Here is a 25,132-nt window from a genome sequence, read left to right as displayed (position 1 = left end):
TTTCGTGAGGTTGCGCTTGGCGCCGACAAATGTCTTACCAGGCCGCCACAGGGAAGGCGTCGATCGGGATCTTCAGGTACCTCACACCGTTCGCCTCCTTTGGCGGCAGCTCTCCTGCCATCAGATTGACCTGCAGGGCATGCAGCATCAGTTTTGGAAACGGCAACGTTTTGTCACGGCTGATGCGGGACTGGATGAACTCGTCACGCCCTGACCGGAGGTGAATGTTCTGCGCCTTCTGTTGCGCGACGGTGCTTTCCCAGAGCGCTTCCCGCCCGCCATGACGATAATCGTGACCGGTGAACAGCCGGGTGTCGTCGGGCAAGTTCAGGATTGCCTCAATCGACGACCAGAGATCTTCAGCGCTGCCTCCGGGAAAATCGGCGCGGGCCGAACCGCTGTCGGGCATGAACAGCGTGTCGTGGATGAAGGTCGCATCACCGACCAGATACGTGATCGATGCCAGTGTGTGGCCGGGCGAATGCATGACGCGGCTCTCGATCTCACCGATCATGAACCGGTCGCCATCCGAAAACAGCCGGTCCCACTGGGATCCGTCGGTTGGCATCGCCGGCGCATTGTAGATGTCCTTCCATAGCGCCTGGACCTTGACCACGTCGGCGCCGATCGCGGTCGGCGCGCCGGTCTTCGACTTGAGGTATGCTGCTGCGGTGAGATGGTCTGCATGGGGATGCGTGTCGAGGATCCACGCGACGTCCAGTCCCTGCATCTGGATATGTGAAAGGAGCGCATCGGCGTGACGCGTGGCCGTGCTTCCGGATTTCTCGTCGTAGTCGAGAACCGGATCGATGATGGCGCATTTCTTCGTGGCCTTGCAGCTTACGACATACTGGATGCTGCCGCTACGCGCGTCGTAAAAACCAGCGACTTCGGGTTGGGCACTCATGGTGTAAAATCCGGCTTGTCAAACGCCTGCACTGGCGCGGCTTTATGATGGTCTGGCCACAGGATGTCCACGAGGCAGGTCTGATCGCAGCAACGCTGTGACAGCGGGCAAGACGAGGACATCAAGCGTCACGGCGGCCCCTCCTAAGTCAACCTCTCACGAACGTCAACTCGGAGCCCTTTGCCGCAATCTTGCTTACCAAGCGATAGGGCCAACCCGATAAGCCGCGCCATTGGATCGAGACCAGCCGAGCAGTTGTTCGCGCGTGGCAACGCGCTTGATTTTGCCCGTCGCAGCCATAGATCCACATCGTTGGCCGGCAAACAAACTGGTTGTGCCTGTGGCGCATGTCTCGGCGACCCTGGATGCGGCTGATGTGTGGTTCCGTTTGGCAACTGCGAGTACTTCCGCGGGGAGTACGGTTGCCTCGAGATCACGCGGGATCGGCAACCGACAGGATGAGCATATGCACAATCTTATCAGACATCTCAGCTTGCACTTAATCACATGCCTTTTCGCGATCGGCGTCGTATCGCAGGCCCTCGCCGCTCCCGATGTCGTCAAAGTCGGGCCGGATCATTACCAGGGGACATGGCTGGAAATCGGGAGGACCCCGATGTTCCTGACCGACGGCTGTGTTGCCGGTTATTCCACCTACCGCAAGGGCAAAACGCCTGACACGGTCATGGTCGAAGACGGTTGTCGTGTCGATACTCCAAACGGTCGCCTCAAAACGATCAATGGGACCGGGAAGATCCAGGATTACGGAACGACGAACGCAACGATGCGCGTCCGCTATCCACTGTTCATCACCTTCACCTACCGCGTGCTCTACAAATCGCCGGATAAATCCTGGTTCATCAGCGCCAACCCGTCGATGTCGGACCTGTGGATCTATTCGCGAACCGTACCATCGAAATCCAAGCTCAACCGCATGGTGCGCAAGGCGAGCGAACTCGGCTACGACGTAAAGAAGCTGGAATTTCCGCCAGCCCGCTAGGCTGACTGGAAAGCGTCCGAACGGTTTGGCGTCCACGCGACAAGACAACCGTTCGGAACGCGAGCTTCGCTGCGGCTTCGAGCCTTGGTTTTATAAAGCTCGGCCCCTACCCTGCGACCAGCTTGAGAGACCGAATGGAATTCTGGGATCGAGCGCGCGGGCTTCGTCACGCAGATTGTTTTCGACCAATATTTCAATAATCCTTGAAGTCTTGAATAATTGTTGTTCTATTGCTTTACCTGGCTTTGAGGGCCGGGCAAGCGCCCGCGCCTGGTCACTATCAGCGCGTATTGGACAAGGAATGAACTGGTGAACGAGCGACAGGTCCTTGATGCGTTTGGCGCACTGTCACAGCAGACCCGGTTGCAGGTCATTCGTAAGCTCGTCATCGCCGGCCCCGGCGGACTGGCGGCGGGTATGATTGCCGACGCTGTGAACGTGTCGCCTTCCAACATTTCCTTTCATCTCAAAGAACTGGAACATGCGGGCCTGATCAGCGCTCAGCGGGAGTCACGCTCCATCGTCTACAGCGCGAATTTCGAGACCCTCAACGGCCTCGCCCATTTCCTGATGGAGAACTGTTGTTCGAGCCAATCTGATGCCGGTTGCGGGCCTACAGAACTCGTAGGGTCTGCGTTATAGGAGCCTCAAATGCGAACGTTTCAATCTTTTTCGATGGAGTATCCAAATGGCTGATCTGCCAGCCGCCTCGCTTGATCTCATTTCCCAGCCCGACCTTGAGGCACTTCGACCACCCTATTCGCAGCACAAGCCGCGGATCCTGATCCTCTATGGATCGCTGCGGAAGATTTCGTTCAGCCGTCTTTTGGCGGAAGAGGCAGCACGGCTCCTCGAGCACCTTGGATGCGAGGTGAAGATCTTCAATCCCGAAGGTCTGCCCCTTCCCGATGGCGCACCGGATACGGATCCGAAGGTTCAGGAATTGCGCGCGCTTTCTCTCTGGTCGGAAGGCCATGTCTGGGTCAGCCCCGAGCGGCACGGTGCGATGACCGGCATTATCAAAGCGCAGATCGACTGGATCCCCCTCACGACCGGTTCGGTGCGACCGACGCAGGGCAAGACGCTCGCCGTCATGCAGGTCTCCGGTGGCTCGCAATCCTTCAACGCGGTCAATCAGTTGCGCATTCTCGGTCGCTGGATGCGGATGATCACCATTCCGAACCAGTCGTCGGTTGCCAAGGCATGGCAGGAGTTCGACACGGATGGCCGCATGAAACCCTCGGCCTACTACGATCGCGTCGTCGATGTCTGCGAGGAACTGGTCAAATTCACACTGCTGACCCGCGATGCGTCCGACTACCTGACAGACCGCTATAGCGAGAGGAAGGAAGAGGCCGCAAAGCTCGAACAGCGCGTGGATCTGAAGTCGATATGAGCGAGCGGCCGCCGATCGGCACTATCCTTGCCCTGGGCCTCACCCAGATCATCGGCTATGGAACTCTCTATTACAGCTTCAGCATTCTTGCACCCGATATGGCGCGAGACCTGAACTGGTCGACGGAGTGGATATTTGCCGCACTTTCGGCGGCACTTCTTCTGGGCGGCTTGACCGCTCCCTGGCTCGGCCGGGCCATTGATCATTTTGGCGCAGGACGGGTGATGACGGCCGGATCCGCGATTGCTGCGGCAGCGCTGGTCGCTTGTGCCTATGCGCCGGGAAAGAGCGGCTTCGTCGCCGCTCTGGTCGTGATCGAGATCGCCGCCAATCTCGTACAATATGGCGCAGCCTTTGCGCTGCTGGTGCAGGCAAGCCCCCGCACCGCCCAGCGCAGCATCACCTATCTGACCCTGATCGCCGGCTTCGCCTCGACGATCTTCTGGCCCATAACAACGGCTCTGCACGCCAATCTGTCCTGGCAGAATGTCTACCTGGTGTTTGCCGGGCTCAATCTGCTCGTCTGCCTGCCTCTGCACGCCTGGCTGTCCTACGGCCTTGCCCAGGGGAAGTCGCAGAAACAGAACGGCACGGCGCAAGTCGTCGAGGGGTGCCTCTGCCCGGACGTCCGCCAGTTCGGGTTCAAGCTGATGGTGGTGGGGTTTTCGCTGCAATCTCTCGTCAGTGCGGCGATCCTGGTGCATATGGTGCCGCTGCTGTCGGGTCTTGGCCTTGGGGCCACCGCCGCCATTGTCGGCACGCTGTTTGGTCCGTCACAAGTGCTGAGCCGGTTTGCCAATATCGTGCTCGGCGGCAATCTGCCGCCGCTGGCTTTGGCAACGATTGCCGCCACGTTGATCCCCGGGGGTGTATTGATCCTCACCCTTACCGCTCCGTCGGTGGCAGGCGCCATGGCGTTTGCCGTTGTCTTCGGTTTGGGCAACGGTCTTTTCAGCATCGTCACCGGCACCCTGCCGCTGATGCTGTTTGGCAGCGCTGGCTACGGCAGGCTGCAGGGCAAGGTCATGGCCGCACGATTGATCCTGTCCGCGACCGCGCCGTTTGCGCTGTCGTTTGCCATGGCCCATATCGGCACGCTGTGGTCACTGACCATCACAACAGCGCTCGGGGCCTGTGCGATTGTCGCCTTCGTCGGGATTGCGCGACTGGAGCGCCGCCAAAAGTCTGGCGATCATCTCGCGAGCCGTCCGGCCTGAACCAGTACGCTGGGATCCGTGCGTCCTTGGTTGCCCGCTGGGAGCGCTACACGGCCGGGCTTCCTGCCGATTTGGCAAAATATCTGCGGCCCATCCACAGTGCCATCTTTACCAAAAGGATCAGCACAGGCACCTCGACGAGCGGGCCGATGACGGCCGCAAATGCGACCGGGGACGCCAGGCCGAACGCGGCAATGGCAACCGCGATAGCCAGCTCGAAGTTGTTGCCGGCCGCAGTAAAGGCAACCGCTGTCGTGCGCGGATAATCCGTCCCCACCGACCTCGCCATCCAAAAACTGACAAGAAACATGATAAGAAAGTAGATCGTCAGAGGAATGGCGATCATCACCACATCGCCCGGCAGGCGGACCACGTCTCCGCCCTTCAGGCTGAACATGGCGACGATCGTAAACAGAAGGGCGGCCAGCGTCATCGGGCTGATCTTCGGCAGGAAAACGTTTTCGTACCAGTCCCTGCCCTTGCTCGCGGTCAGCAAGCGGCGCGACAGATATCCCGCAAGGAACGGAATACCGAGATAGATCAACACCGCTTCCGCAATCGTCCAGAACGAGACGTCAATCACACTGCCTTCAAGACCAAACAGCGGAGGCAGGACGGACAGGAAGAACCACGCATAGACGCTGAAAAACAGGATCTGGAAAATCGAATTGAAGGCAACGAGACCCGCGACATACTGGTTGTCACCCCGGGCAAGCTGGTTCCAGACGAGAACCATTGCAATGCAGCGGGCAAGACCGATCAGGATGAGGCCGGTCATGTATTCCGGATAGTCCCGCAGGAAGATCACCGCCAGCGCAAACATCAGCACCGGACCGATAATCCAGTTCTGCAGGAGAGAGATCGCCAGAACCCGCTTGTCGGCAAACACCTGAGGGAGTTCCTCAAAGCGCACTTTCGCCAGAGGCGGATACATCATCAGGATGAGGCCGATGGCAATCGGAATATTGGTGGTGCCGATGGACAGGCTGTCGAGCGCTACGGGCAGACCGGTAAACACAGTTCCGAGCAGCACACCCAGTGCCATTGCGGCAAAAATCCAGACGGTCAGATAGCGGTCGAGGAACGACAGACGCAGTGTTGGTTCTTCGGGACGCATGGCGGCCTCCTTGGCAAAATCGTCGCACGGGTTCGGCTTGAATGGCTTGCGTCAGACGACGCGACGACCGGTCTGGTCGACGACGACTTCGCCATCTTCCTTGGCAAACGCAGCCTGCTGGCCAGCTGGAAGAATATCTAACACCGCTTCCGATGGTCGGCACAGCCTGACACCGGCAGGCGTGACGACGATCGGGCGGTTGATCAGGATGGGATGGTCCATCATGGCATCGACCAGTTGCTCATCGGACAAGGAAGGGTCGCCCAAACCGAGTTCGGAAAACGGCGTTCCCTTTTCGCGAAGAAGATCGCGCGCGGAAATTCCCATCCGGTCGATCAACTGCTTAACCAGCGCGCGCGCTGGCGGGGTTTTGAGATACTCAACCACATGGGGTTCGATGCCGGCGTTGCGGATCATCGCAAGCGTGTTGCGCGAGGTCCCGCAGTCCGGGTTGTGGTAGATGACGATATCGATGGGGTTAGTCATGCAACGTCAGGCCTTTTGTTTGTCGATCCTTCGAGCTGACCGATTTCCTGAAGCTTGGCGGTCAAGCTTATCCTTTCGAGGCTTTCCAAAGGCAGCGCGGCGAAAGCTGCAATACGAAACTTCATGTGGCGAAGCGCTGTGGTGAAGGCGATGCGCTTTTCCGCGTCGGTACCCTCCACTGCAACAGGATCGTCGATACCCCAATGGGCGGTCATTGGTTTTCCCGGCCAGACCGGGCAGGATTCGCCAGCAGCGTTGTCGCAGACCGTAAAGATAAAATCTAATTGCGGAGCCTCGGCACCCGCAAACTCGTCCCAACTTTTTGACCGAAGTCCCTCCGTGGGAAACTTGTGGCCAACAAGCACATCGAGCGCCATTGGGTTGACGTTGCCTTTAGGCTGGCTTCCCGCCGAGTAGGCATTGAATTTCCCAGCGCCAATTTTTCGCAAAACACTTTCCGCGAGGATCGATCTCGCAGAGTTGCCGGTGCACAGAAACAGGACGTTGAATGTCTTGTCGGTCATGAGAGCGCCTTTTCCGGAGGGCAGCACGGGGTGAGTTCCGCAATCAGCGGCGCGCAGAGCTCTGCGTTTCCGCCACAGCAGTCCTTGAGAAGGAAGAGCACCAATTCCCGTAACGTCTCCATCTCCACACGGTAGGTAACGACGCGGCTTTGGCGCTGCGAAGAAACAAGACCCGCGCGTGACAAGATGTTCAGATGCGCAGACATCGTGTTTTGTGGCACCGCGAGCGCGCGCGCTATGTCACCTGCGGGCAGTCCATCCGGTTCATGCCTGACAAGCAGGCGAAAAGCTTCGAGCCGGGTTGGCTGAGCAAGCGCAGCAAGGGCGAGAATAGCGACTTCTGATTCCATATATCCAGAATACTGGATTTATGGAATCAGTCAAGATGCGTGTTCCGGGTCGTCTTCTTACGATCGACGGCAGGTACTCGTGTTCAGAACCAGGAAGTCAGTGCGATTTCCGCCGGCCAGCGCTTGCGTAGATCAGCGCTGCCACCACAACCAGCAATCCCTGGAAGAGATACTGGTAGGTCTGGGTCAGCCCCAGGAATGTCACCGCGTTCAGCACTTCGGTCAGAAGCACGGCTCCGAGAAGGGTTCCGATGAAGGTTCCCCGCCCGCCCGAAAGGCTCGTTCCGCCCAGAACGACTGCGGTGATGCTGGCCAGCGTGTAGTTCACGCCCTGGCGCGGGTCACCGACACCGATCTGCGTCATCAGCATGATGGCACCGACAGCGGTCAGCAGCGAACAGGCGATATAGCCGCCGATGAAGGTGAGTTCGACAGGAATGCCGGCCCGGCGCGCAGATTGTTCATCGGATCCGACCGCCCGCAGACGCCATCCGGCCCGGGTCCGGCGCAGCAAGAATTCGGCGCCGACCGCTGCAACAACCAGTACCAGAAAGGCGACCGGGAAAGGACCCAATTGCCAGTTGACCCAGTCGGTGACCGTCGCGCTGATATAGCCATCCGGATTGTCACGCAGCAGGAAGCTGCAGCCCTGGATCGCGATATACATGGCGAGCGTCGCGGCAATCGGGGTGAAATTCGCAAATCGGATCAGCACACCGTTGATAGCCCCGGTCACAAAGGCGCCGGCAAACATCAGGAGGAAGCCGACCGCCATCATCGCAGTGGAATTGTCGTCGGTAATGAAAAATGACGCGACCACGACCAGAAATCCGGCGAGCGGACCGACCGAAAGATCGATCCCGCCCATCAGCAGCGCCACGGTCTGGCCCATGGCAATAAAGCCGAGCGCGGTCGCCAGAAGCAGGATGTTGTAGATGTTGTAGACGGAGAAGAAGTTCTCGTTCTGGCCATAGACATAGAGCCCGAGAAGCACGGTCACGATGGCAAGCGGGACCGCTGGAGCATTGTCCGACCGCAGAAGGTCGCGCCATCGGCTGCCGGTACTCGGCTGTGCCACCGTCGAACTGCTGTCGCCATGCGTCTCCGCTCCAACTGCCGCAGTGACTATTCGTTCTTCGGTGACGTCGTCACCTTCGAGGATCTCGACCACATGCCCGCGCGACAGCACGACGACCTTGTCGCACAGCCCTTCGAGCTCCACGGCATCGGACGAGTTCACCACAACCGGCGTTCCCGCCTCGGAGACTTCGCGCAGGATGCGATAGATTTCGAACCGGGCGCCGACATCCACCCCTTGCGTCGGTTCGTCCGCAATGATCAATCCCGGCTCGGACAAAAGCGCGCGCGCCATGACCACTTTTTGCTGGTTGCCGCCCGACAGGGCAAAGATCGGCGCTTCCATACCGGGCGTCTTCACCGCCAGTTCGCTGAAGATCGCGCCGACCTGCGCCAGTTCCTTCTTGCGGCTCATCACGCCACCGACCGCGAACTTCTCAAGCGCGGAATAGGTTGCATTTTCCCGAACGGTCAAACTGCCGGCGACACCTTCGACGTGGCGATCCGACGGCATGAAGGCCGCCTCATGGAGGAGTTCCGGTTGGGCGAGTGCGCGCCCGCGTAAGACGATCTGCCCCTCGGCAGGCCTCAGCCCTGCAAGAACCCGCATCAGTTCCGGCTGACCGTTGCCGGCGACACCGGCGATCCCCACGATCTGCCCGCGCGGTACGTCGAAGCTGATATTCTTCAGGTCCCTGTTGGTGATGCCCACCACGGACAGACCGGTCTCCGTATCGGCCGATGACGCTTTCGGCGGGAATGCCGATTCCAGAGTACGCCCGACGATAAGCCCGACCAGATCGGCATCGCTGATCTCGCCGATGACGGCGGAGCCGCGCACGCGACCATCCCGAAGCACGGTGACCCGATCGGCAATCTGGCGAAGTTCGGCCAGGCGGTGGGTGATGTAGATGACCGATGTGCCAGCGGCCGCCACCTCGCGGATGCGGGCAAACAGCATGTCGGTCGAATCCTGGTCGAGCGAGGCGGTGGGTTCGTCCAGGATCAGCACCTTCGGCTCGAGCGCCAGCGCCTTGGCGATCTCAAGCAAATGCTTCTGCGCAACCGTCAGACCGTCGGCGCGCATGCCAAGAGGGAGATGCAGGCCGACCTTGGCAAGCACGCGCCGGCCCACATCGTCGGGCTTTGCGCCCGCAAACACCGAGGCTGGCAAGGCCACGCGCAGGTTTTCCAGGATCGACAGATCGTCCAGAATGGCAGGATGCTGGAAGCAGATGCCAATCCCGTGGGACTTGGCGATTTCCGGGGTCATTTGCTGTACGGCGCGGCCTTCGAAGTGAATCTCTCCCTCGGTCGGCTGCAGCGTTCCGGAAATGATGTTCATCAGGGTCGATTTGCCGGCGCCGTTCTCGCCGAGAAGGGCATGCACTTCGCCGGCGCGGAATTCCACGCTGACATCGGCCAGTGCCGCGACAACCGAGAAATATTTCGAGATGCCCGAAAGGCGGATCACCACATCCCGAGCGTCCAGCGCCACGTCTTGACTGTTTCGTGCCAACATTATTTGCAATCCGTCCTGGTGACAGAGCCCCGGAAGGTAAACCCTCCGGGGTCAGCGATGCGTAAGTTTCAGTTACTGGCCGACGGCCTTTGCCTGGTCTTCCGGCTTCAGCGCCGAGGACATGTAGATGGCGCCCGGCAGATCCTTGCGGCACTGAACGGCATTGGGCTTGCCCGATACGGAATCCTCATAAGCAGGCGCCTCGAAGATCTGCTCCTTCGGCTTTTCGCCGCCGGTTGCAAGCGCGACGGCCCACTGCACGGCCAACCGGACATTGTCGTTACCGGTGGCGACGGTGAACAGCTTGAAGTCCGGGTTGCTGGCGTGATTGTCCTGCCAGAAGCAGCCGAGCGAGTTGCCGTCCGACGTGGCAAGCGCCGGGATGGACTTGCCCTGCTTGGTGAAGGCCGGCAGAGCACCGACCAGCGACGGGCCGAAATCGGACACGATGACGTCGATCTTGGCGTTCTTGGCGATTTCGGCGGTCAGCACCTTTTGCGTCAGCGCCGGATCCCAGTTGGTGACGGCAAAAGGCGCCTGATTGACGAAGACATACTCAGGCCCGAGCACGCTCTTCAGCCCTTTCAGCTCATCCAGACCCTGGCTGTTGCCGGCAGGACCGCTGAGGAACAGGACATTGCCACCCTTGGGAAGCACACCCTTGATCCATTTGCCCCAGGTGACGCCGTCGTTTTCGAAGGAGGAGCCGATGAACTTCGAATAGTTCATGCCTTCCTTGCCGCCAACAGCGACGCGGTAGGGCACAATGATCTTTCCGGCCTTGAAGACGCTGGTGATGGCCGGCAGCATGGCCGGGCCGGCGTCGCCAAAGACGACCAGCGCATCGACGCCCTTGGCGGCCATACCCTTGATGTCGGAGATTGCCTTCTGGGTGTCGCCCTGGCCGTCGGCATACTCATACTTGGTGATACTGGGGCACAGTTCGACGGTCTGCTTGCCGGATGCCGTCGTCACCTGACGCCAGCTGTTGCCGCCGTAGCCGTCGAGAAGGGCAAGCGTCGCCTTCTTCGGCCCGCACCAGGACGGTGTCTCCGCCTTGGCCAGACCCGCACCTCCCAGTGCGATGACCGCAGTCGCAACCGAGACTGCCAGGCCCTTCTTCAAATTTGCATAGTTCATGTCTGCTCCTCCACTTGTTATTGTTAGGTTGTTTTTCTGACTTTCCCGCTCCACCGGAGCGAGTAGACGCCGATGCCGAAACCAAGGGCCAAAGCCTGGATGATGGTTTGTGCTGAATAGGGCACACCGACCGACAGCGCGAACTGGCTCAGCTGGTTGAGGAAGAAGGCCGCCAGCACCGTCGAGATGGGAAATCCGCGCCCGCCGAGCAGCGACGTGCCTCCCAGCACGACGACGGCAACCGACGGCAGCAGCAGGCTATCGCCTTGGAAGGCCGTGGGTTCGCGGGTGATGCCGGCAATCAGGACGCCGGCCAGGCAATAGAACAGCTGGGCATAGACATACGCCATCATCTGATAGTAGCGCACGCGCAGGCCGGCGGCCTCTCCGGCAGCAGGGCTTGCGCCGATCGCCTCGAACCGGCGGCCGCCCACGGTCTTTTTCAGCATGAAGGAGACCAGCGCGGTGGCGCCGAGGGCGAAGTAGACGGCATTGGGCAGGCCGAAGGTTTCGCCGCCGGCAATATTGGCAAGCAGGCCCGTCGTAACAGACGGCACCCCGCCCGACATGGCAAAGACGGTCGCATAAAGCAGTGCGTTGGTGCCAATCGTCGCAATGATCGAGTTCAGGCGGAAGATGCTGACGAGCGCGCCATTGAGAAAGCCGATCGTCAGATTGAAGGCCAGCGCCAAGAGCACCGCCTGATACAGCAATCCGTCATTCTGCTGCGGGTAATGGGTCGAGACCACGACGGCGAGAGAGACGGCACCGGGAAGCGAGAGGTCAAAGCCGCCCTGCTGGACCACCAGCAACTGGCCAAGGCCGACGATGGCAATGATCGCCGCGAACGGAAGACTGCCTGACAGGGCACCCCAAGATACGCTTGAGGGCGCAAAGACTAGGCAGGCGATCAGAAGGACCATGGTTGAGAAGACCACGGTCACGAAACTCCGCGTCAGCTTCATCCGGCCTGGGGCATAGCTGTCCGCCCGTGTGGGGATTGTCGAGACTGCACTCACCGGTCGGCTCCTTTTGATGATCGCACCTCACCCGAGGCGATGGCCGGGCGGCGCAAGCCGATCTCTTCGGCGGCGCTGGACGCCGCCTTGAAGTCTGCAAAGAGACACGTCGGTTTGTCAGCAAAATCAGGCATCGCGTCCTCCTCCCAGAGCCGGTTATGGTTCATACCTGGAGGAAGCAATCTGCTGGACAGATCCTTGGCATCGTCGGCCTCAGCCTCAAGCTTCGGCAAGCCTGTAGCTGGCTCCGAACCGCTGCGCGGTCAGAACTTCACAAGGCACGATGATTTGCGGATTGCCCAAATTCTTGCTCCTCCAAGAATTTGTCACTCTGACCGGTCAGCATCTCTTGCTAAAACAAGTACGCAATCCGGCGCTTCAAATACGTCAGGAAATTCTCTCCTCCGAACTCCTTCCGATCAACTGTATGTATTTTGAAGACTACGAAAACCCTGAAAATATCCGCTTTGGATAAGTGTATTCGAGACGGGAAACATATCAGTGCGCCCTCAGCCCGCCGGGATGCTGGCCGCATAGGTTTCGATCAGCAGAGCGGCGTTTTCTGGCTTCGCCTCAAGCGTGTCCGCCTCGATCTCATAGGCCAGGTCTACGACCCGCTGATTGATCGGGGCCGTCCGGCCATGCGCTTTCAGCGTGTCGATGACCCAGCCGTTGACCTCCTGGATCTCGGCTCGCCGGCCCTTCCGCCAGTCCTGCAGCGAGGTCGTGAGCGTATCGGCTTGCGAGAAGACGGTGAGCACTTCCTCGAAGATCTGGTCCACATAGCGCTCCGGATGATTGGTGGTGACCGGCGGCATGCCGATGATCGGAACGATCTTTGCGCCATCGGCAATTGCCGCCTGCATGGCCTCGTAACCGGCAGCCCGCATCACCTCGAGCATTCCCGGACTGCGCGCCGCATCGCCGAGCGGCAGGTTGACGATGGCAGACGGAATAAGTTCGGCAGCGTTGACCACGAGCTTCATCCATTTGGCGGAGCGGATATCATCCGTCACCTCGACGGTCCCTGTGCAGCGCAGGAGTTCCGCGACCGATTCCACCCTCTCCTGGGTCTGCGGATCGAGGGCGCCGAGCGCAAACCAGGATGTGTCGTGATCGTTCTGCCGGTTGGTGACGCCGGGTACGAACATGTTGGAAGCGATCTCTATGACGGCGCCAATGGTGCGCTCCCGCCCGACGATCGCGGCGATATCCTCATGCGTCATGCCGTTCTGGAGGCCGATGACCAAGCCGTCCTTGGCCAGCACCGGCTCGATCAGCTGGGTCGCCCATTTCGTGTCGTAGGCTTTGACCACCAGGAAGACGAGATCAAACGGCTCCTTGATCTCCGCGACTTCGCAGAGATGCAGGGCCTTGACCTTGGCGTTGATCGTCCGGCTCGGCAGATTGACGGTGATCCCATTTTCCCGGATCGCGTTCACATGGTCGGGCCATTGCTCGATGAAAGTCACGTCATGACCGGCGAGAACGAAGTCCGCCCCGATCGAAGCGCCCTGAGCGCCGGTTCCGAGAAAGGCAATTCTCGGCGTCTTGGTGGAATGGGAGGTCATGCGATGGTCTCCTTGAATGGCATGAAGGCGGGGCCGCGCCGCGCTTGTCGCGCGGTCAGGCGACACGCGTGGTCAGCAGATATAATCGACCTGATGGCGGGCGATCCGGATGCCCTCGAGCTCGGCCCGCACCTTCGCGTGCGCCGGATGGTCCGCGTAAAGCTTGAGAGCGGCTTCGTCGTCGAACTCGGAGTAGAGAACTACGTCGCAGGCATAGGAGATGCGGCTGATGTCCAACCCCACCTCAATTGTACTCAAACCGGGGATCTGTCCTTTGAGGCCTTCGAATTTGGTCTTGATCAGACGCGCAGCCGCCAGTTTCTCCTCGGGCGTCTCGCCGCGCACGTTCCACATGACGATGTGCCTGATCATGGCTTGTCTTTTCGCTCGGATGAGCCGTCGTCCACGACGTGGGCCGCGCCCAGTTCACGAAGCCAATCCGATATCACCTGCCAGTATTCACTAAGCCACTTGCTCATCGCTACCCCCTCCCAAGGGCCTTTCATTATAGGACGTTATTCTGGTCGCTGGCCCTCGTAAGCCCCGGCTAGGAGCTGGTGCAAACCATCCTTTTCCAGCACTCGCGGGTTCCAGTAGGCATTGGCCATGGCCTGCTCGACGGCAGGATCGATGCCGTCGTCCGGCATGCCCATAGTTTTAAGAGCCATCGAAGCCCCCAGTCCTTGAGCCAAATCAAACAGCCCCGTTGCCGCATCCTTTGCGGAGAGCGCCTGCGCAATACGCGCCATGGCTTCCGGCGCGGCCGGTGCGTTATAAGCGACCGCATGCGGCAGAAGTGCCGTATGCATGGGGGCGTGCGGCAGGTTGAACATGCCGCCGAGCGTGTGGCAAAGCTTGTGGTGCAACGCCATGCCGACGGATCCAAGGCACACGCCACAGAGCCAGGCGCCATAGAGCGCGTCCGCCCTGGCATCCGGATCATCCGGGCGACGGGCAATGATGGGGAGCGCGCGGGCAATCGCGGAAATCCCCTGCTCCGCCATCAGCGAAACAATCGGGTTGGCCTCGCGGGCATAAAGCGCTTCCACCGCATGCGCCACGGCATTGATGCCGCTTGTAACCGACATGGCAACCGGCAGGGTGAGAGTGAGGTCCACGTCGTAGACGATGACCTCGGGAAGGATGCGCGGGTCGGATTTCGTCACCTTACGGCCATTCTCCGTCTCACCCAGAATGGGAGTCGCTTCAGACCCGGCATAGGTCGTCGGCACGACGATCTGCGGAAGGTCGGTGCGAAAGGCGATCGCTTTACCAAGCCCTGTCGTAGACCCGCCGCCGATCGACAGAACCGCATTGGCCCCGAGGCGCTCGACCTCACGCAAAGCATCGGCCGTCACGTCGACCGGCGTATGCATCTGCGCCTTGGAATACAGCCCGGCAAAGCGCGAGCCCAGAACCTCTGCAATCCCTTGCGCCTGGTCTGCCTGTTCGGGCGTTGAAAGCACCAGCACCCGGTCGGCCGACAATCGCTCGGCCTCTTCCGCCAGGCGAGAGATCGTTCCACGCCCGAAAATCACGCGGGCCGGATTTCCATTATAGATGAAATTGTCCAAGCCTGGCTCCTATCTTGACTGGTCAGGTCGCACGAGGATGAAATCGAACTCCGAACGCCACAGCGTGTCGCCGTCTTCAAGGCGGTCGAAGGGTGCGACGAGGGTCGATTTGACGCCAAACACCGCGTCGGATTCGAGATACGCATCACCACCGACAAACGTATGCGTCACCAGCTTCTGATAGCCTTCGGCTCGCACCATGTAGTGCATGTGGGCCGGGCGATATGGGTGCCGTCCCAGATGCGCGAGCATCTCGCCCACAGGACCGTCGTCGGGAATGGGGTAGGACACCGGCTTGATGCCGATGAAGCTGTAATGTCCGTCGGCCCCGGTGACGAATACGCCGCGATTGTTCCATTTCGGCTGAATGTCGGGCTGCTGGACGTCATAGTAGCCGTCGGCATTGTCGGACCACACGTCGATCCGCGCCCCCTCGATCGGCTTGCCCTCGAGATCGAGCACACGGCCGAGGAACAGGCAGCTCTCGCCCTTACCATCCAGACAGATCTCGTCGCCCATCTCCCGCACCGGCGCGCCTTCGACATGGAACGGACCGAACACTGTGTTTTCCGTGGCACCCTTGGGCCGGCGGTTGTTGATGGCATCGACCAGCATCGAGAGACCGAGCGTATCGGACAGAAGAATGAACTCCTGCCGCTCCGGCGTGCAGGTCTGGCCCGTGCGCGTGAGGAACCCAATCGCTGTCTCCCACTCGTCCTGCGTCAGCTGGATCTCCCGGGCGAACCGATGCAGATGCTTCACGAGGCTCGCCATCACTTGCGCAAGGCGCGGATCAACGTCATCGCCCATGCGCGCATTGACGGTGTCGACCGAGTTGGTCTCCGTAAAATAACCGATGTCAGCCATGGCGTGTCGATCTCCTTGCTGGTCGCTTGGTTCCGGCATCACGGAATGATCCGGTCGGCGCGCAGACGATCGAAGGCGTCCGTGAACGATTTCGTCGTGTCCTGGTAGGCGAGGAAGCCCGCCTTGCGGCTGCGGGCCATGTCGTTGAACGTTTCCACCTGCCGTCCGAGGTCGGCATCCGTGTGCCAGAATGAGGCGACGCGCGAGAGCGCATTTTCCTTCAGACCGTGCTTCTTCACCAGCGCGTCCCAAATGGGCGCGGCATCGGCCATCTTTATCTCGAGCGGCTGGGGAGAGCCCGGATAGTCCGCAGCTTCGATGCCGAAATAGGCGGCGATGCGCGGCCAGAGCCACTTCCAGCGGAACACGTCACCATTGACCACATTAAACGCCGTGTCGGCAGCTGCTGGCGTCGTTGCCGCCCAGGCGAGTTGATTGGCAAGGATGCGGGCATCCGTCACGTCGGTCGCCGCCTGCCATTGCTCGGCGGATCCCGGAAACACGAAGGGCGTGCCGGTTTCCTTGCAGATGGAGGCATAAACGCCGAGCGTGGCCGCCATGTTCATGGCATTGCCGACCGCATAGCCGATCAGCGTGTGGGGCCGATGCACCGACCAGGTGAACCCTTCCCGGGCCGCTGCCTCGAAGACCTCGTCTTCCTGCACATAGTAGAAGTTCTGGTTGGGAAGGCGCTCCTGCTCTTCGCGGAACGGCGTCTGCGGCGCGACTTTCGCATAGTTCTCGAAAGGCCCAAGATAATGCTTGGTGCCGGTAACGAGGGCGACATGGTTCACACCTCGGCCACGCAGGGCATCGAGAACGTTGCGGACGATCGCACCATTCACCTTGCAGTTCTCGTCTTCCGTCTCCTGCCGCGACCAGGCGGTGATGAAGACATGGGTAGGCCGGATACCCTCGAGGGCGGCAGCGACGGAGGCAGCGTCGGTGAGGTCGCAGGACAGGGTCCGGACGGCGGCAATCGGGCTTTGCGACCGGGACAGACCGGAAATCTCCCAGCCGCCTTGGGCCAGCAGGTATTCGGCAAGATTGCTGCCGGCAATGCCGGTCGCACCGACAATGAGAGCGTGATGTGTCATGTTCTCATCCATTCAAAAGAGTGATCTTGATGCTCTTGGTCGCATCCTTGCCAAAGCCGAATGCCTCCACGGCATCCGTCAGAGCATAGTCATGGGTCTGGATCGGCGAGAGGTCGATGCCTGTTCGCTCCAGGAAGCGGATTGCGGCCGGCCAGACGCCGGGGGAGCCGATGCAGCCTCGGACCGTCAGATTCTTCATCTGGATCTGGCCGATGACAACAGGGACTTTGCGGCCAATGTTGATGCCGACCATCGACATGCGCCCGTCTTCTCTTGCGTAGTCGAACGCCGCCGCAAGCGAGGCATCATGTCCGGAGGCTTCGACCACCAGATCAGCGCCATGACCACCGGTCATCTCGCGGATCCGATCTGCCGCGCCACAATCGGATGGATCGATCGCAGCGTCTGCGCCGAGTTTCAGCGCCACATCGCGACGGGTTGCGAGCGGATCAACGACGATGACGCGCGCACCCATGCCAATCGCAGCCGCTGCCGACACCAGGCCGATGGTTCCGCCGCCGGAGACGACGACCGTCTCGCTGGCATTGGTGCCGCCGGACCGCAGCACCGCATAGAAGCCGCAGGTAAACGGCTCGATCAGCGCCGCCTTCTTGTCGTCCACCGCGTCCGGCAGCTTATGCAGCCACTCCGGATTGACGGCGAAGAACTCCCGGTCGGCGCCGCTTATCGAAAAACCGAAATGATGAAGCCGCTCGGGCGTGCGCACCACGCATTCGCCGACGACACGGTCTCCCGCCTTGAAGCCCGTGACGTTGCGACCGACCTCGACGATCTCGCCGCTCCACTCGTGGCCGGGCGTCACCGGATAGGAGATCGGAATGATGTAGCGACCGGCCAGAAGTTCGTAATCCGAGTGACAGATGCCGACGGCACGGGTTCGGACGAGGACCTCGTTGGCAGAGATTTCCGGCATGGCCAGATCGGCAATGACAGGCTTGTCCGGTGCTTCGAATACCAAGGCTTTCATGATGCTCCTCCCAAAGCCAATCTCAAAGTTGCTCGACTGCGCCCGAGCGGGCAGACAGGATGATCGCTTCGAGCAGCGCAATATTGTCGATCATTTCTTCGCCGCTGATCGGATAGGTCTCTCTGCCGCGGACAGCGCGCGCAAAAGCCCGCAGGTTGTCCCGGACCGGCTCGGCCGGTGACACTTCGCGGGTCGTTATCGGCTGGCCCTTCCAGCCCTCGGTGACGATCCACCCATCAGGCGATTCCACATGCGCTTTGTCCCGCACCTCGATCCAGCCGAGCGTGCCGAACACCGCAAAGCGCGAGATGAACGGCGTTGCAAGTGTGGCGGACACATAGGCCGACCCGCCGGACTTGAAGCGGATATGCGCACTCATGGTGTCGCCCTGCGGGATTTCCGACGCGAGGTTTTCGCAGATGACGCGGACATCCTTCGCCGGCCCCATCAGCTTGACGGAGAGGTCCGTCAGATGGATGCCGGTGGCGGTCATGCCGCCCGCCGGCGCCTGTTCGGCATTGAGCCGCCAGTTGGACGGATCGAGCCCCAGGAACTTGTCATGGCTGAAATTGGCTTCGATCTGCAGCAGGCGGCCAAGGCGGCCCGTGGCTGCGGCATCACGGATCTCGGCAATCGGCGGTTCAAAGCGGCGCTCGTGGCCCATGCCAAGCACCAGACCGGCGTTCTCGCACAGCGCGACAGAGGCTTCGGCGTCCTTCCTGGTCATCGCAAGCGGCTTTTCGCAAAAGACATGCTTGCCGGCGGCAACCGCCTGCGCGATCTGGCTCTGGTGCAGCGAATGTGGCGTTGCCAAAATCACCGCCTCGACCTCGGGATCGGCAAGCGCCTCGCCGAGTTCGGAGGAGAAACGCATGCCCCGTTCCGCGGCAAAGCCCTGCTCTGCCGGGTTGGGGTCGACGCCATGCACGAAGTGCATTTCAGCACCTCCGGCATTGACCAGCGTCGCCATTTTCTTGCCCCACCAGCCAAGGCCGACAATGGCCGCCTGGACGGGTTTTCCCTCGTAGCCGCTCATCGGTTGTCCACCCGCTTGGCAAAGGGATGGATGTTTACCGACGCCCAGACGCCGGCAGCATTGAACGGATCTGCCTGGTTGAAGGCCACCACCTCGTCCTTCGTGTCGGCCTCGAGCAGGAACAGCGAGCCGATCATCGTCTCGTTGTCGTCGGCGAGAAGAGGACCGGAGATTACGGTCTTTGTCTTGGCAGATGCCAGATAGGCCTTATGGGCATCGTAATGGGCGAGGCGCTTGTCAACGGCACCGGGATGGTCGAGGCAATGAACGATGTAATGCATGATAACCCCCTTGGATCAGGCTGTTTCAAGTGCTGCAGACCGCCCGCAAATCACCTTTGGTCGGACGGATCTGCGTGGCGGCCGCGCTTGTCACGGTCCGCGGCAAGCGCAGGGTGTCAGCCCTGCATGTTGACCAGAATCTTCATGTGTGACGCATTGGGATCGAGCAGAGCCTCGAAACCCTTCTCGACCACATCCTCCGGCGAGATCTGCGCGGTCACAATCTGCTCAACCGGAAAGATGCCGGCGCCGATCATCTGGGCGATGCGTGGCCAGATCGTCACCGGATAGCACCACGTCGCCTCCACTGTGATGTCCTTCAAGGCCCAGAGCATGGCGTCGATCGAGGCAGGTTTGACATGCAGGCCGACCTGGACGACCGTGCCTCGGCGCTTGACGGCCTTGACGCAGAGATTGAGAGAGGCTTCCGCGCCGACGCATTCGAGCGCCACATCGACGCCGACGCCGTCCTCGGTATGCTGGCGGAACAGGCTTTCCGCATCCGTTTCGCGCGGGTCGAAGACGATCGCCTCCGGGACAAGCTTTTGCGCCAGCGCCCGGCGGTTGGGGTTGAGTTCGGAAACGAAGATCGTCGTCGCACCGGCTGCGCGGGTCGCCAGAAGGACCAGCGCTCCGATCGGCCCGACGCCGGAGACAAGGACCGTGCTTCCGGCCTCGACACCGCCGCGATCGACGCCATAGAGCGCGACCGCCGCCGGTTCGATCATCGCCGCCTGAACGTCGCTGACGCTGTCAGGGACCGGAAAGACGTTGTAGCTGTTGACGACAGCGCGCTCGCCCATGCCGCCCCAGTCCCAGGACAGGCCGACGCAGGCCATTTTCTCGCTGAGATGATATTGACCGCGGCGCCCGTAATAGTCGTCGCGTGGGGAGATGAGCGGCTGCACCGACACGCGGGTTCCAGGCGAAACATGCGTGACGTTGCGCCCGACTTCGAGGACGCGCGCCGAAAATTCGTGGCCTAGAATCTGTGGCAGTGTTGCGCCCGAATAGACATGAGGCGTACTCGGCGTGACGATCGGCCCGGCAATGTATTCATGCAGGTCGGTCCCGCAAATGCCACAGACCAGCGGCTCTATCAGCACCATGTCGTCCCCGAGCGGACCCGAAGGCACCGGGACATCCTCCACCCGGATGTCTTTCTGTGTGTAGTAGCGAACGGCTTTCATCTGACTGTCCTTCCCGAAATAACTGCATCTGCCTGCGCTGCCAGCCGCGCCCCGCCAATCTCCGATGTCACGAGGCGACATGGCGGCAGTGGCCTCACCAACGCATTGCCGAGGTTTGCTAGCGGCGAATATCCAAATTTCTGAAATGATCGTCTTGCATGGCGGATCCTCCTCCGATCCTCGACATATCCTGCGAAACACACGGCACAGGTGAACGACGCTCGACAGCGCGCACACCATGATCCTTGTTGTCAGCTAAGTTCCTCCCACGGAACGCTGAACGGTCCGACTTCAGGCTAGTAGATAACGGAACCTGTCACAGCCCCCCTTTTGTCCAGAATGGATATTTTGCAGAGAGCATTCGGTAGGCTGTCGCTCTAGTGTTTTGGAGGGAGGAAATGTCTGGTCCGCGCTGATCGATGCGCGCGCTGGGCGTATGGATCCCCAGGCGATGGCCAGATCGGTGGTCCGTCACAGCCTGTTGTCGATTGGGACGGGAGGACGCAATGAACGAAGAAATTTCAGTCGGCTGGGCTGGCATAGGCAAGATGGGCGCTCCGATGAGCCGCCGGGTACTGGAAGCCGGTTACCGGCTTCACGTCTATGAACCCTTGCCCGAAAATCGGGCGACGATCGTTGCGGAAGGCGCCAATGTCGCCCACACGCTTGAGGATCTGGCCGCGAAATCCGACGTCGTGATCCTGACTATTCCCAACGACGCCGTTTTGCGCGACCTCATCTTCGGCAAGGGCGGCCTTGCGAGCGTCATGACATCAGGCCAGACGCTGGTGGAAATGAGCACTGTGTCGCCCGCGATCTCCGCCGAAGTGAATGAAGCCATGAGCGCATGCGGCGTCCATTACCTGCGCGCACCGGTCTCGGGCAGCACGGCGACCGCGTCTGCGGGAACCCTTTCGGTCATGGCGTCAGGTCCGGAAGACGCCTACAAGCGCCTCGATCCTATCTTTGGTTGCTTTGCCTCGCGTCGCTTCTATGTCGGCCAGGCCGAGGAGGCCCGCTATCTGAAGCTCGTCCTCAACGCCTTGGTGGGCGCCACATCGGCGCTGCTGGGCGAAGCGCTGACGCTCGGCCTCAAGGGAAACCTCTCGGTTGAGACCATGCTCAATGTCATTTGCGAAAGTGCAGTTGCGTCGCCTTTGATCGCCTATAAGCGTGACCTTCTGGTCCAGCGCAATTTCGATCCGGCATTTTCGGTGTCGCAGATGATGAAGGACTTCGACCTGATCCTCGACGCGGCCCGGGCAGACCATATCCCGATGTACATGGCATCGATGATCCGTCAGCAATACGAGACCGCCTTTACGGAAGGGCTGGCTGAAAAGGACTTCTTTGTGCTGTTCGAGCAGTCCGAACGCCGCGCGGGTCTGCTGCCGCCGGCGGAAAAATAATCACCACATTCGCGTCAGCACCTGGAGCGCCTAGCCAAGAGGCGCTGCAATGGCTACGAACATCGTCTAGTGACGCGACGGACGGGGGGCCGACGTGAACGACTACGAAATGCTGCGGGTGATTGAGTTCCTGGACAAGACCCGGCGGCCCTTCGGCGACGTGATCGGCGGATTCGACGAAGACCCCGGCTGGAAAATCGTGGTCTTTCTCATCAAGGCCCATATCCACAGCCAGACTGTCGCCATCTCAACGCTCGGCCAGGAATCCGGCCTGCCCTACGCAACTTCCATGCGGCTGATCAATCGCATGGTGGACAGTGGCTACATTTTGAAAGTCCCCAAGGGGCCCGGCGCCAAGACCTTTTCCCTGCAACCGAGCGAAAAGCTCCTGCAGTCCTTCCAGGCTTATGCCGGAAAGACGAAGTCCCTGCTTGCCCAGACGCTCGGCCTGCGCGGCGGCGAGCAGGAGGAAGACTATTACTTTGGCGGGACCCCGTTGGGCTCGCAGATCATCCCGCCCATGCGACTGGTGCAGAAGCGGGTCGAGTCGCATATCGAACTGCGCTTCCTCCTCAACGACGACAACTACTTTTCGTCCATGCGCAACATGTGGGCCGACTTCCGCAACAACCTCGCATCGAAGAAGAACTTCGATCTTCTGCCCCTGCCGGATCTCTATCGCCGCATCCTGGACAATCGGAACAAACCGGTCTCCGACTACGATGTTCTCGCCATCAACATGCCCTGGCTTGGCGAGTTTGCCGAAAAGGACATCATCCGCCCCTTTGATGCCCTGATTCAGAAAACCGGTATTAACCCGCTCGACTTCCATCCTTCCATCTGGTCGACGGCCCGTTGGGATGGCCAGGACTATGGCGTTCCGGGCTACTGCACGATTGAGATCCTCGCCGCCCGGCGGGACCTGTTTGCCGATGCCGGGCTGGATTTCCCGCGAAAGTTCGAGGACGTGCTTGCCGCAGGCCGGCATTTCCACGCCCCGCAGCACGGCATGTATGGCGCAGTCTGGGACGGTGCCCGCGGCATGCCGATCGCGTCGAGCTTCATGTTCTTTCTCGGCGCTTGCGGCCAGCCGACCATTTCACTGCGCAAGTCCCGGGCGGGCTTTACGCTGGAGGGTGTGAACCTCGAAGAACTGCACTGTACCATCCAGTCGGATGCCGCCCTCTCCGCGCTGGACTTCATGCGGCGCCTGATCGAGATCTCGCCGCCGGGCATTCTCAACATGGCGTGGGACAAGACGCTTGACGTGTTCATGAAGGGAAAGGCCAGTCTCGGCTATTTCTGGACGATGCGCGCGGCAAGGTTCGAGTACGACGTCCAGTCCGTGGTCAAGCGGCGGGTCGAGTACCTGCCACAGCCCTCCGGGCCCGGCGGCACCCGCGCCTCGCCGATCGGCGGTTTCCTTTTCTGCATTCCGTCCAATCTGCCCGAAGCCCGGGTGGAACTCGCCGCAGACGCAATCGCCTGGATGGCGTCGCGCGAGGCCATGAAGGCCCATGTCAAGAACGGCTTTCCGATCGCCCCGCGCTTCTCGGTGAGTGCGGACCCGGAAGCTGCGGCGAGTTCGCCGATCGTGCGTTTTGTCGATCAGCTCGCGAAGAAGAACCTGCTGCACACATGGCAGCGACCCAATATTCCGCAATATTCAGCGATCGAAAGGATCCTTGGCGAGGAAGTGCATGACGCATTGTCGGGGGCAAAGTCAGACAGGACAGCATTGGCAGATGCGGCCGATCGGATCAACCGGGAGCTTAAAACCTCAGGGAAACGACGCACCGGGCCTGCGAGCTAGAAAAGGACGGAAGCCGTCTTGAGACGGCCACCGGCACTGTGCCATCGAGATACCTGCGGCTTCGCCAACCTATCGAGTTGATGACGCTTGAGAGCGCAGTTTCAGCCACCCGTTCAAAAGACGTAGCGGAAAAGCATGACGCCATAGGCAAGCGCGACAAGCGCAGTCACCCGAATGCGCAGTTTCCAATACCACTGCCGTGAAGGATCCGTAGAAAGGGTCCTGTGGTCGGCGATCAGCAGAAGGGCAAACAACAACACCTGTACCAGCAGGGCTATCGGCAAAGGACTGGCAACCAGTGTCGCAAAGGCAATGAGAGCCAGCACGTTACTGGCGACAATGATCACCAGGTCGCCCCTGCCGGTTTGAGCGCTTCCCCAGAGGGCTCCGGCCATAAAGGATGCGATGACTGCCCCGTAGGACAGGAATGCGGGTGCCGTTTCAAAACCGAGAACGGTCGAGGGGGCAAATGCCAGCAGCCAGAACGGCAGGGCCCCGCAATAGGTCAGAAGCGTGGAGATGGTCCGCGGGGTCATTGTCATGGCGCTACCTTTACGATCTGTTTGAGCGCATCGCCAAGGGCCGCGGCGCTGAGGAACGCTGCCTCGACCCGCCCTGCGATGCACCAGTCTCCGCAAGCCGCCAATTGGGACACATCATCGAGAAGGAAAGCCTGTCCGGCCGGCCGATCGACATTGGCATAGCGCCAACGATGGATGGTTGCAGCCTCAGCCTCACTCGGGGAGATCGGAATATAGCGCTGGAGCGCCTCCAGCATCGTCCGACGAACGTCTTCCAGTGGCTCCTCCAAATTATCGTCCGACCACTTGGCCGTCGCGTTCACCACTAGACAGGGGTCGTCAGGCCGTTCCGGCTTGGAATTGTTGCGGGAGATCCAGCCGATGACCGGATCATCGACACGGGCGGCAGCAAAGGGAAGCTTTGCATCCTCGGTCTGGCGAATCATCAGCGTGAAGCAGGCATTCATCCGGGTTTTTGCCAGCGCCCCGTGATGCGTAAACTCGTCAGGAAGAAGCAATGCCGACTGTGGGGCTGGCGCCGCTGAAACCAGCCAGTCGAACGGGCCCTCGCGGCGATCGCCGATTTTCAAGAACCACTTACCCGCCGTGCCGCTGATCGCCTCCACAGGCGCGTCGGTCTGGATATCAAGGCCTGCCGCCATCGCTTTCGCAAGCGCGTTCATCGAAGGGCTCCCGACATAACGCGTGGTGTCGCCCCCCGACAAAGCCGCGAGATTGCCGTCGGGCAGCGTTGCAAGCGCACCGGTCCAGGGCTGAATCACTCCGTCGGCCTGCGCCGTCTGCAGCGCTGCACGGAAACGTCCGTCCCTGATGGTGAAATACTGCGCTCCATGATCAAAAGTCACGGCATCGGTTCGCCGTGTCGCCATCCGTCCGCCGACGCCTCTGCTTTTCTCGAAAATCCTGACATCCGCACAGTCGGCCATGGCTCTGGCCAGAGTCACCCCGGCGATCCCTGCACCGACAATGCCCAGTCGTATTCGTCTTGCCATGTCTGTCGATCTCCGGC

Annotated in this window: 26 protein-coding genes; 6 read left to right on the top strand and 20 right to left on the bottom strand. The window is 60.6% G+C overall.

What is annotated here, in order from left to right; genetic code table 11:
- Positions 1-34: 34 nt before the first annotated feature.
- Positions 35-907: an MBL fold metallo-hydrolase gene (locus BLW69_RS14790; protein ID WP_092663002.1), complete on the bottom strand. Its 873-nt coding sequence runs from the start codon at positions 905-907 to the stop codon at positions 35-37.
- 466 nt (positions 908-1,373) lie between these two features.
- Between BLW69_RS14790 and BLW69_RS14785 the strand changes: the two genes are divergently transcribed.
- The 4 genes from BLW69_RS14785 (at position 1,374) to arsK (ending at position 4,520) form a co-directional block, all read left to right on the top strand.
- Positions 1,374-1,907 carry a lipocalin family protein gene (locus BLW69_RS14785; protein ID WP_062577956.1) on the top strand — a complete coding sequence of 178 codons (534 nt, stop codon included), beginning with the start codon at positions 1,374-1,376 and terminating at the stop codon, positions 1,905-1,907.
- Between the two features lie 309 nt (positions 1,908-2,216).
- Positions 2,217-2,549: an ArsR/SmtB family transcription factor gene (locus BLW69_RS14780; RefSeq protein WP_092663000.1), complete on the top strand. Its 333-nt coding sequence runs from the start codon at positions 2,217-2,219 to the stop codon at positions 2,547-2,549.
- Positions 2,550-2,595: 46 nt separating this feature from the next.
- Positions 2,596-3,303, top strand: coding sequence for an arsenical resistance protein ArsH (arsH, locus tag BLW69_RS14775; RefSeq protein ID WP_062459832.1), 708 nt, complete (start codon positions 2,596-2,598; stop codon positions 3,301-3,303).
- Positions 3,300-4,520 (top strand): arsenite efflux MFS transporter ArsK, encoded by a 1,221-nt coding sequence (gene arsK, locus BLW69_RS14770; RefSeq protein WP_092662998.1) that lies wholly within the window; start codon positions 3,300-3,302, stop codon positions 4,518-4,520. Before arsH ends, arsK begins: the two co-directional genes overlap by 4 nt.
- Before the next feature lie 46 nt (positions 4,521-4,566).
- Here arsK and arsB read toward each other — a convergent pair whose 3' ends face one another.
- The 17 genes from arsB to BLW69_RS14680 form a co-directional block, all read right to left on the bottom strand.
- On the bottom strand, positions 4,567-5,637 hold the full coding sequence (arsB, locus tag BLW69_RS14765; protein ID WP_092662996.1) for an ACR3 family arsenite efflux transporter: 1,071 nt from the start codon (positions 5,635-5,637) through the stop codon (positions 4,567-4,569).
- Between the two features lie 51 nt (positions 5,638-5,688).
- Positions 5,689-6,123: an arsenate reductase (glutaredoxin) gene (arsC, locus tag BLW69_RS14760; protein WP_092662994.1), complete on the bottom strand. Its 435-nt coding sequence runs from the start codon at positions 6,121-6,123 to the stop codon at positions 5,689-5,691.
- Positions 6,120-6,647 (bottom strand): arsenate reductase ArsC, encoded by a 528-nt coding sequence (locus tag BLW69_RS14755; protein ID WP_092662992.1) that lies wholly within the window; start codon positions 6,645-6,647, stop codon positions 6,120-6,122. The genes arsC and BLW69_RS14755 overlap by 4 nt, the downstream gene beginning before the upstream one ends.
- Entirely contained in the window at positions 6,644-6,997 is a 354-nt protein-coding gene (locus tag BLW69_RS14750) for an ArsR/SmtB family transcription factor (RefSeq protein ID WP_092662990.1), read from the bottom strand. Before BLW69_RS14750 ends, BLW69_RS14755 begins: the two co-directional genes overlap by 4 nt.
- 97 nt (positions 6,998-7,094) lie before the next feature.
- Positions 7,095-9,596: an ATP-binding cassette domain-containing protein gene (locus tag BLW69_RS14745; protein WP_092662988.1), complete on the bottom strand. Its 2,502-nt coding sequence runs from the start codon at positions 9,594-9,596 to the stop codon at positions 7,095-7,097.
- Positions 9,597-9,668: 72 nt separating this feature from the next.
- Positions 9,669-10,736: a substrate-binding domain-containing protein gene (locus BLW69_RS14740; protein WP_062459847.1), complete on the bottom strand. Its 1,068-nt coding sequence runs from the start codon at positions 10,734-10,736 to the stop codon at positions 9,669-9,671.
- Positions 10,737-10,759: 23 nt separating this feature from the next.
- On the bottom strand, positions 10,760-11,755 hold the full coding sequence (locus tag BLW69_RS14735) for an ABC transporter permease (RefSeq protein ID WP_210184916.1): 996 nt from the start codon (positions 11,753-11,755) through the stop codon (positions 10,760-10,762).
- Complete coding sequence (locus BLW69_RS14730; RefSeq protein ID WP_062459851.1) at positions 11,752-11,988, bottom strand: hypothetical protein; 237 nt, start codon at positions 11,986-11,988, stop codon at positions 11,752-11,754. Before BLW69_RS14730 ends, BLW69_RS14735 begins: the two co-directional genes overlap by 4 nt.
- A 276-nt stretch (positions 11,989-12,264) precedes the next feature.
- On the bottom strand, positions 12,265-13,326 hold the full coding sequence (locus BLW69_RS14720) for a ketopantoate reductase family protein (protein WP_092662984.1): 1,062 nt from the start codon (positions 13,324-13,326) through the stop codon (positions 12,265-12,267).
- Positions 13,327-13,398: 72 nt separating this feature from the next.
- On the bottom strand, positions 13,399-13,698 hold the full coding sequence (locus BLW69_RS14715) for a Dabb family protein (RefSeq protein ID WP_062459857.1): 300 nt from the start codon (positions 13,696-13,698) through the stop codon (positions 13,399-13,401).
- A gap of 143 nt (positions 13,699-13,841) precedes the next feature.
- Positions 13,842-14,900 (bottom strand): maleylacetate reductase, encoded by a 1,059-nt coding sequence (locus tag BLW69_RS14710; protein ID WP_092662982.1) that lies wholly within the window; start codon positions 14,898-14,900, stop codon positions 13,842-13,844.
- Between the two features lie 9 nt (positions 14,901-14,909).
- Positions 14,910-15,767, bottom strand: coding sequence for an intradiol ring-cleavage dioxygenase (locus tag BLW69_RS14705; RefSeq protein ID WP_092662980.1), 858 nt, complete (start codon positions 15,765-15,767; stop codon positions 14,910-14,912).
- A 38-nt stretch (positions 15,768-15,805) separates the two neighbouring features.
- Positions 15,806-16,864, bottom strand: a complete 1,059-nt coding sequence (locus BLW69_RS14700) for an SDR family oxidoreductase (protein WP_092663458.1) — start codon at positions 16,862-16,864, stop codon at positions 15,806-15,808.
- Positions 16,865-16,868: 4 nt separating this feature from the next.
- On the bottom strand, positions 16,869-17,852 hold the full coding sequence (locus BLW69_RS14695; RefSeq protein WP_092662973.1) for a zinc-dependent alcohol dehydrogenase: 984 nt from the start codon (positions 17,850-17,852) through the stop codon (positions 16,869-16,871).
- A 22-nt stretch (positions 17,853-17,874) separates the two neighbouring features.
- Entirely contained in the window at positions 17,875-18,888 is a 1,014-nt protein-coding gene (locus tag BLW69_RS14690) for a Gfo/Idh/MocA family protein (protein ID WP_092662971.1), read from the bottom strand.
- Positions 18,885-19,169, bottom strand: a complete 285-nt coding sequence (locus BLW69_RS14685) for a YciI family protein (RefSeq protein WP_062459867.1) — start codon at positions 19,167-19,169, stop codon at positions 18,885-18,887. Before BLW69_RS14685 ends, BLW69_RS14690 begins: the two co-directional genes overlap by 4 nt.
- A 116-nt stretch (positions 19,170-19,285) precedes the next feature.
- Positions 19,286-20,359, bottom strand: coding sequence for a 2,3-butanediol dehydrogenase (locus BLW69_RS14680; RefSeq protein WP_092662969.1), 1,074 nt, complete (start codon positions 20,357-20,359; stop codon positions 19,286-19,288).
- 506 nt (positions 20,360-20,865) lie between these two features.
- Between BLW69_RS14680 and BLW69_RS14675 the strand changes: the two genes are divergently transcribed.
- Both BLW69_RS14675 and BLW69_RS14670 read left to right on the top strand, forming a co-directional pair.
- Complete coding sequence (locus BLW69_RS14675; RefSeq protein WP_062577915.1) at positions 20,866-21,768, top strand: NAD(P)-dependent oxidoreductase; 903 nt, start codon at positions 20,866-20,868, stop codon at positions 21,766-21,768.
- Between the two features lie 94 nt (positions 21,769-21,862).
- The gene (locus BLW69_RS14670) at positions 21,863-23,581 is read left to right on the top strand and encodes an extracellular solute-binding protein (RefSeq protein ID WP_092662965.1); all 1,719 of its coding nucleotides are present in this window, start codon (positions 21,863-21,865) and stop codon (positions 23,579-23,581) included.
- Positions 23,582-23,694: 113 nt separating this feature from the next.
- On the opposite strand, the gene BLW69_RS14665 is transcribed toward BLW69_RS14670, so the two are convergent.
- Positions 23,695-24,123: a DUF3429 domain-containing protein gene (locus tag BLW69_RS14665; protein WP_092662963.1), complete on the bottom strand. Its 429-nt coding sequence runs from the start codon at positions 24,121-24,123 to the stop codon at positions 23,695-23,697.
- A complete protein-coding gene (locus BLW69_RS14660; RefSeq protein ID WP_162759476.1) occupies positions 24,120-25,115 on the bottom strand; it encodes an NAD(P)/FAD-dependent oxidoreductase in 996 nt (331 codons plus the stop codon). Before BLW69_RS14660 ends, BLW69_RS14665 begins: the two co-directional genes overlap by 4 nt.
- Positions 25,116-25,132 lie beyond the last annotated feature (17 nt).

Source organism: Rhizobium sp. NFR12 (assembly GCF_900108545.1).
Classification (GTDB): Bacteria; Pseudomonadota; Alphaproteobacteria; order Rhizobiales; family Rhizobiaceae; genus Neorhizobium; species Neorhizobium soli.
Note: the sequence above shows the minus strand (reverse complement) of the source record. Positions and strands in the feature narration are given on the sequence as shown.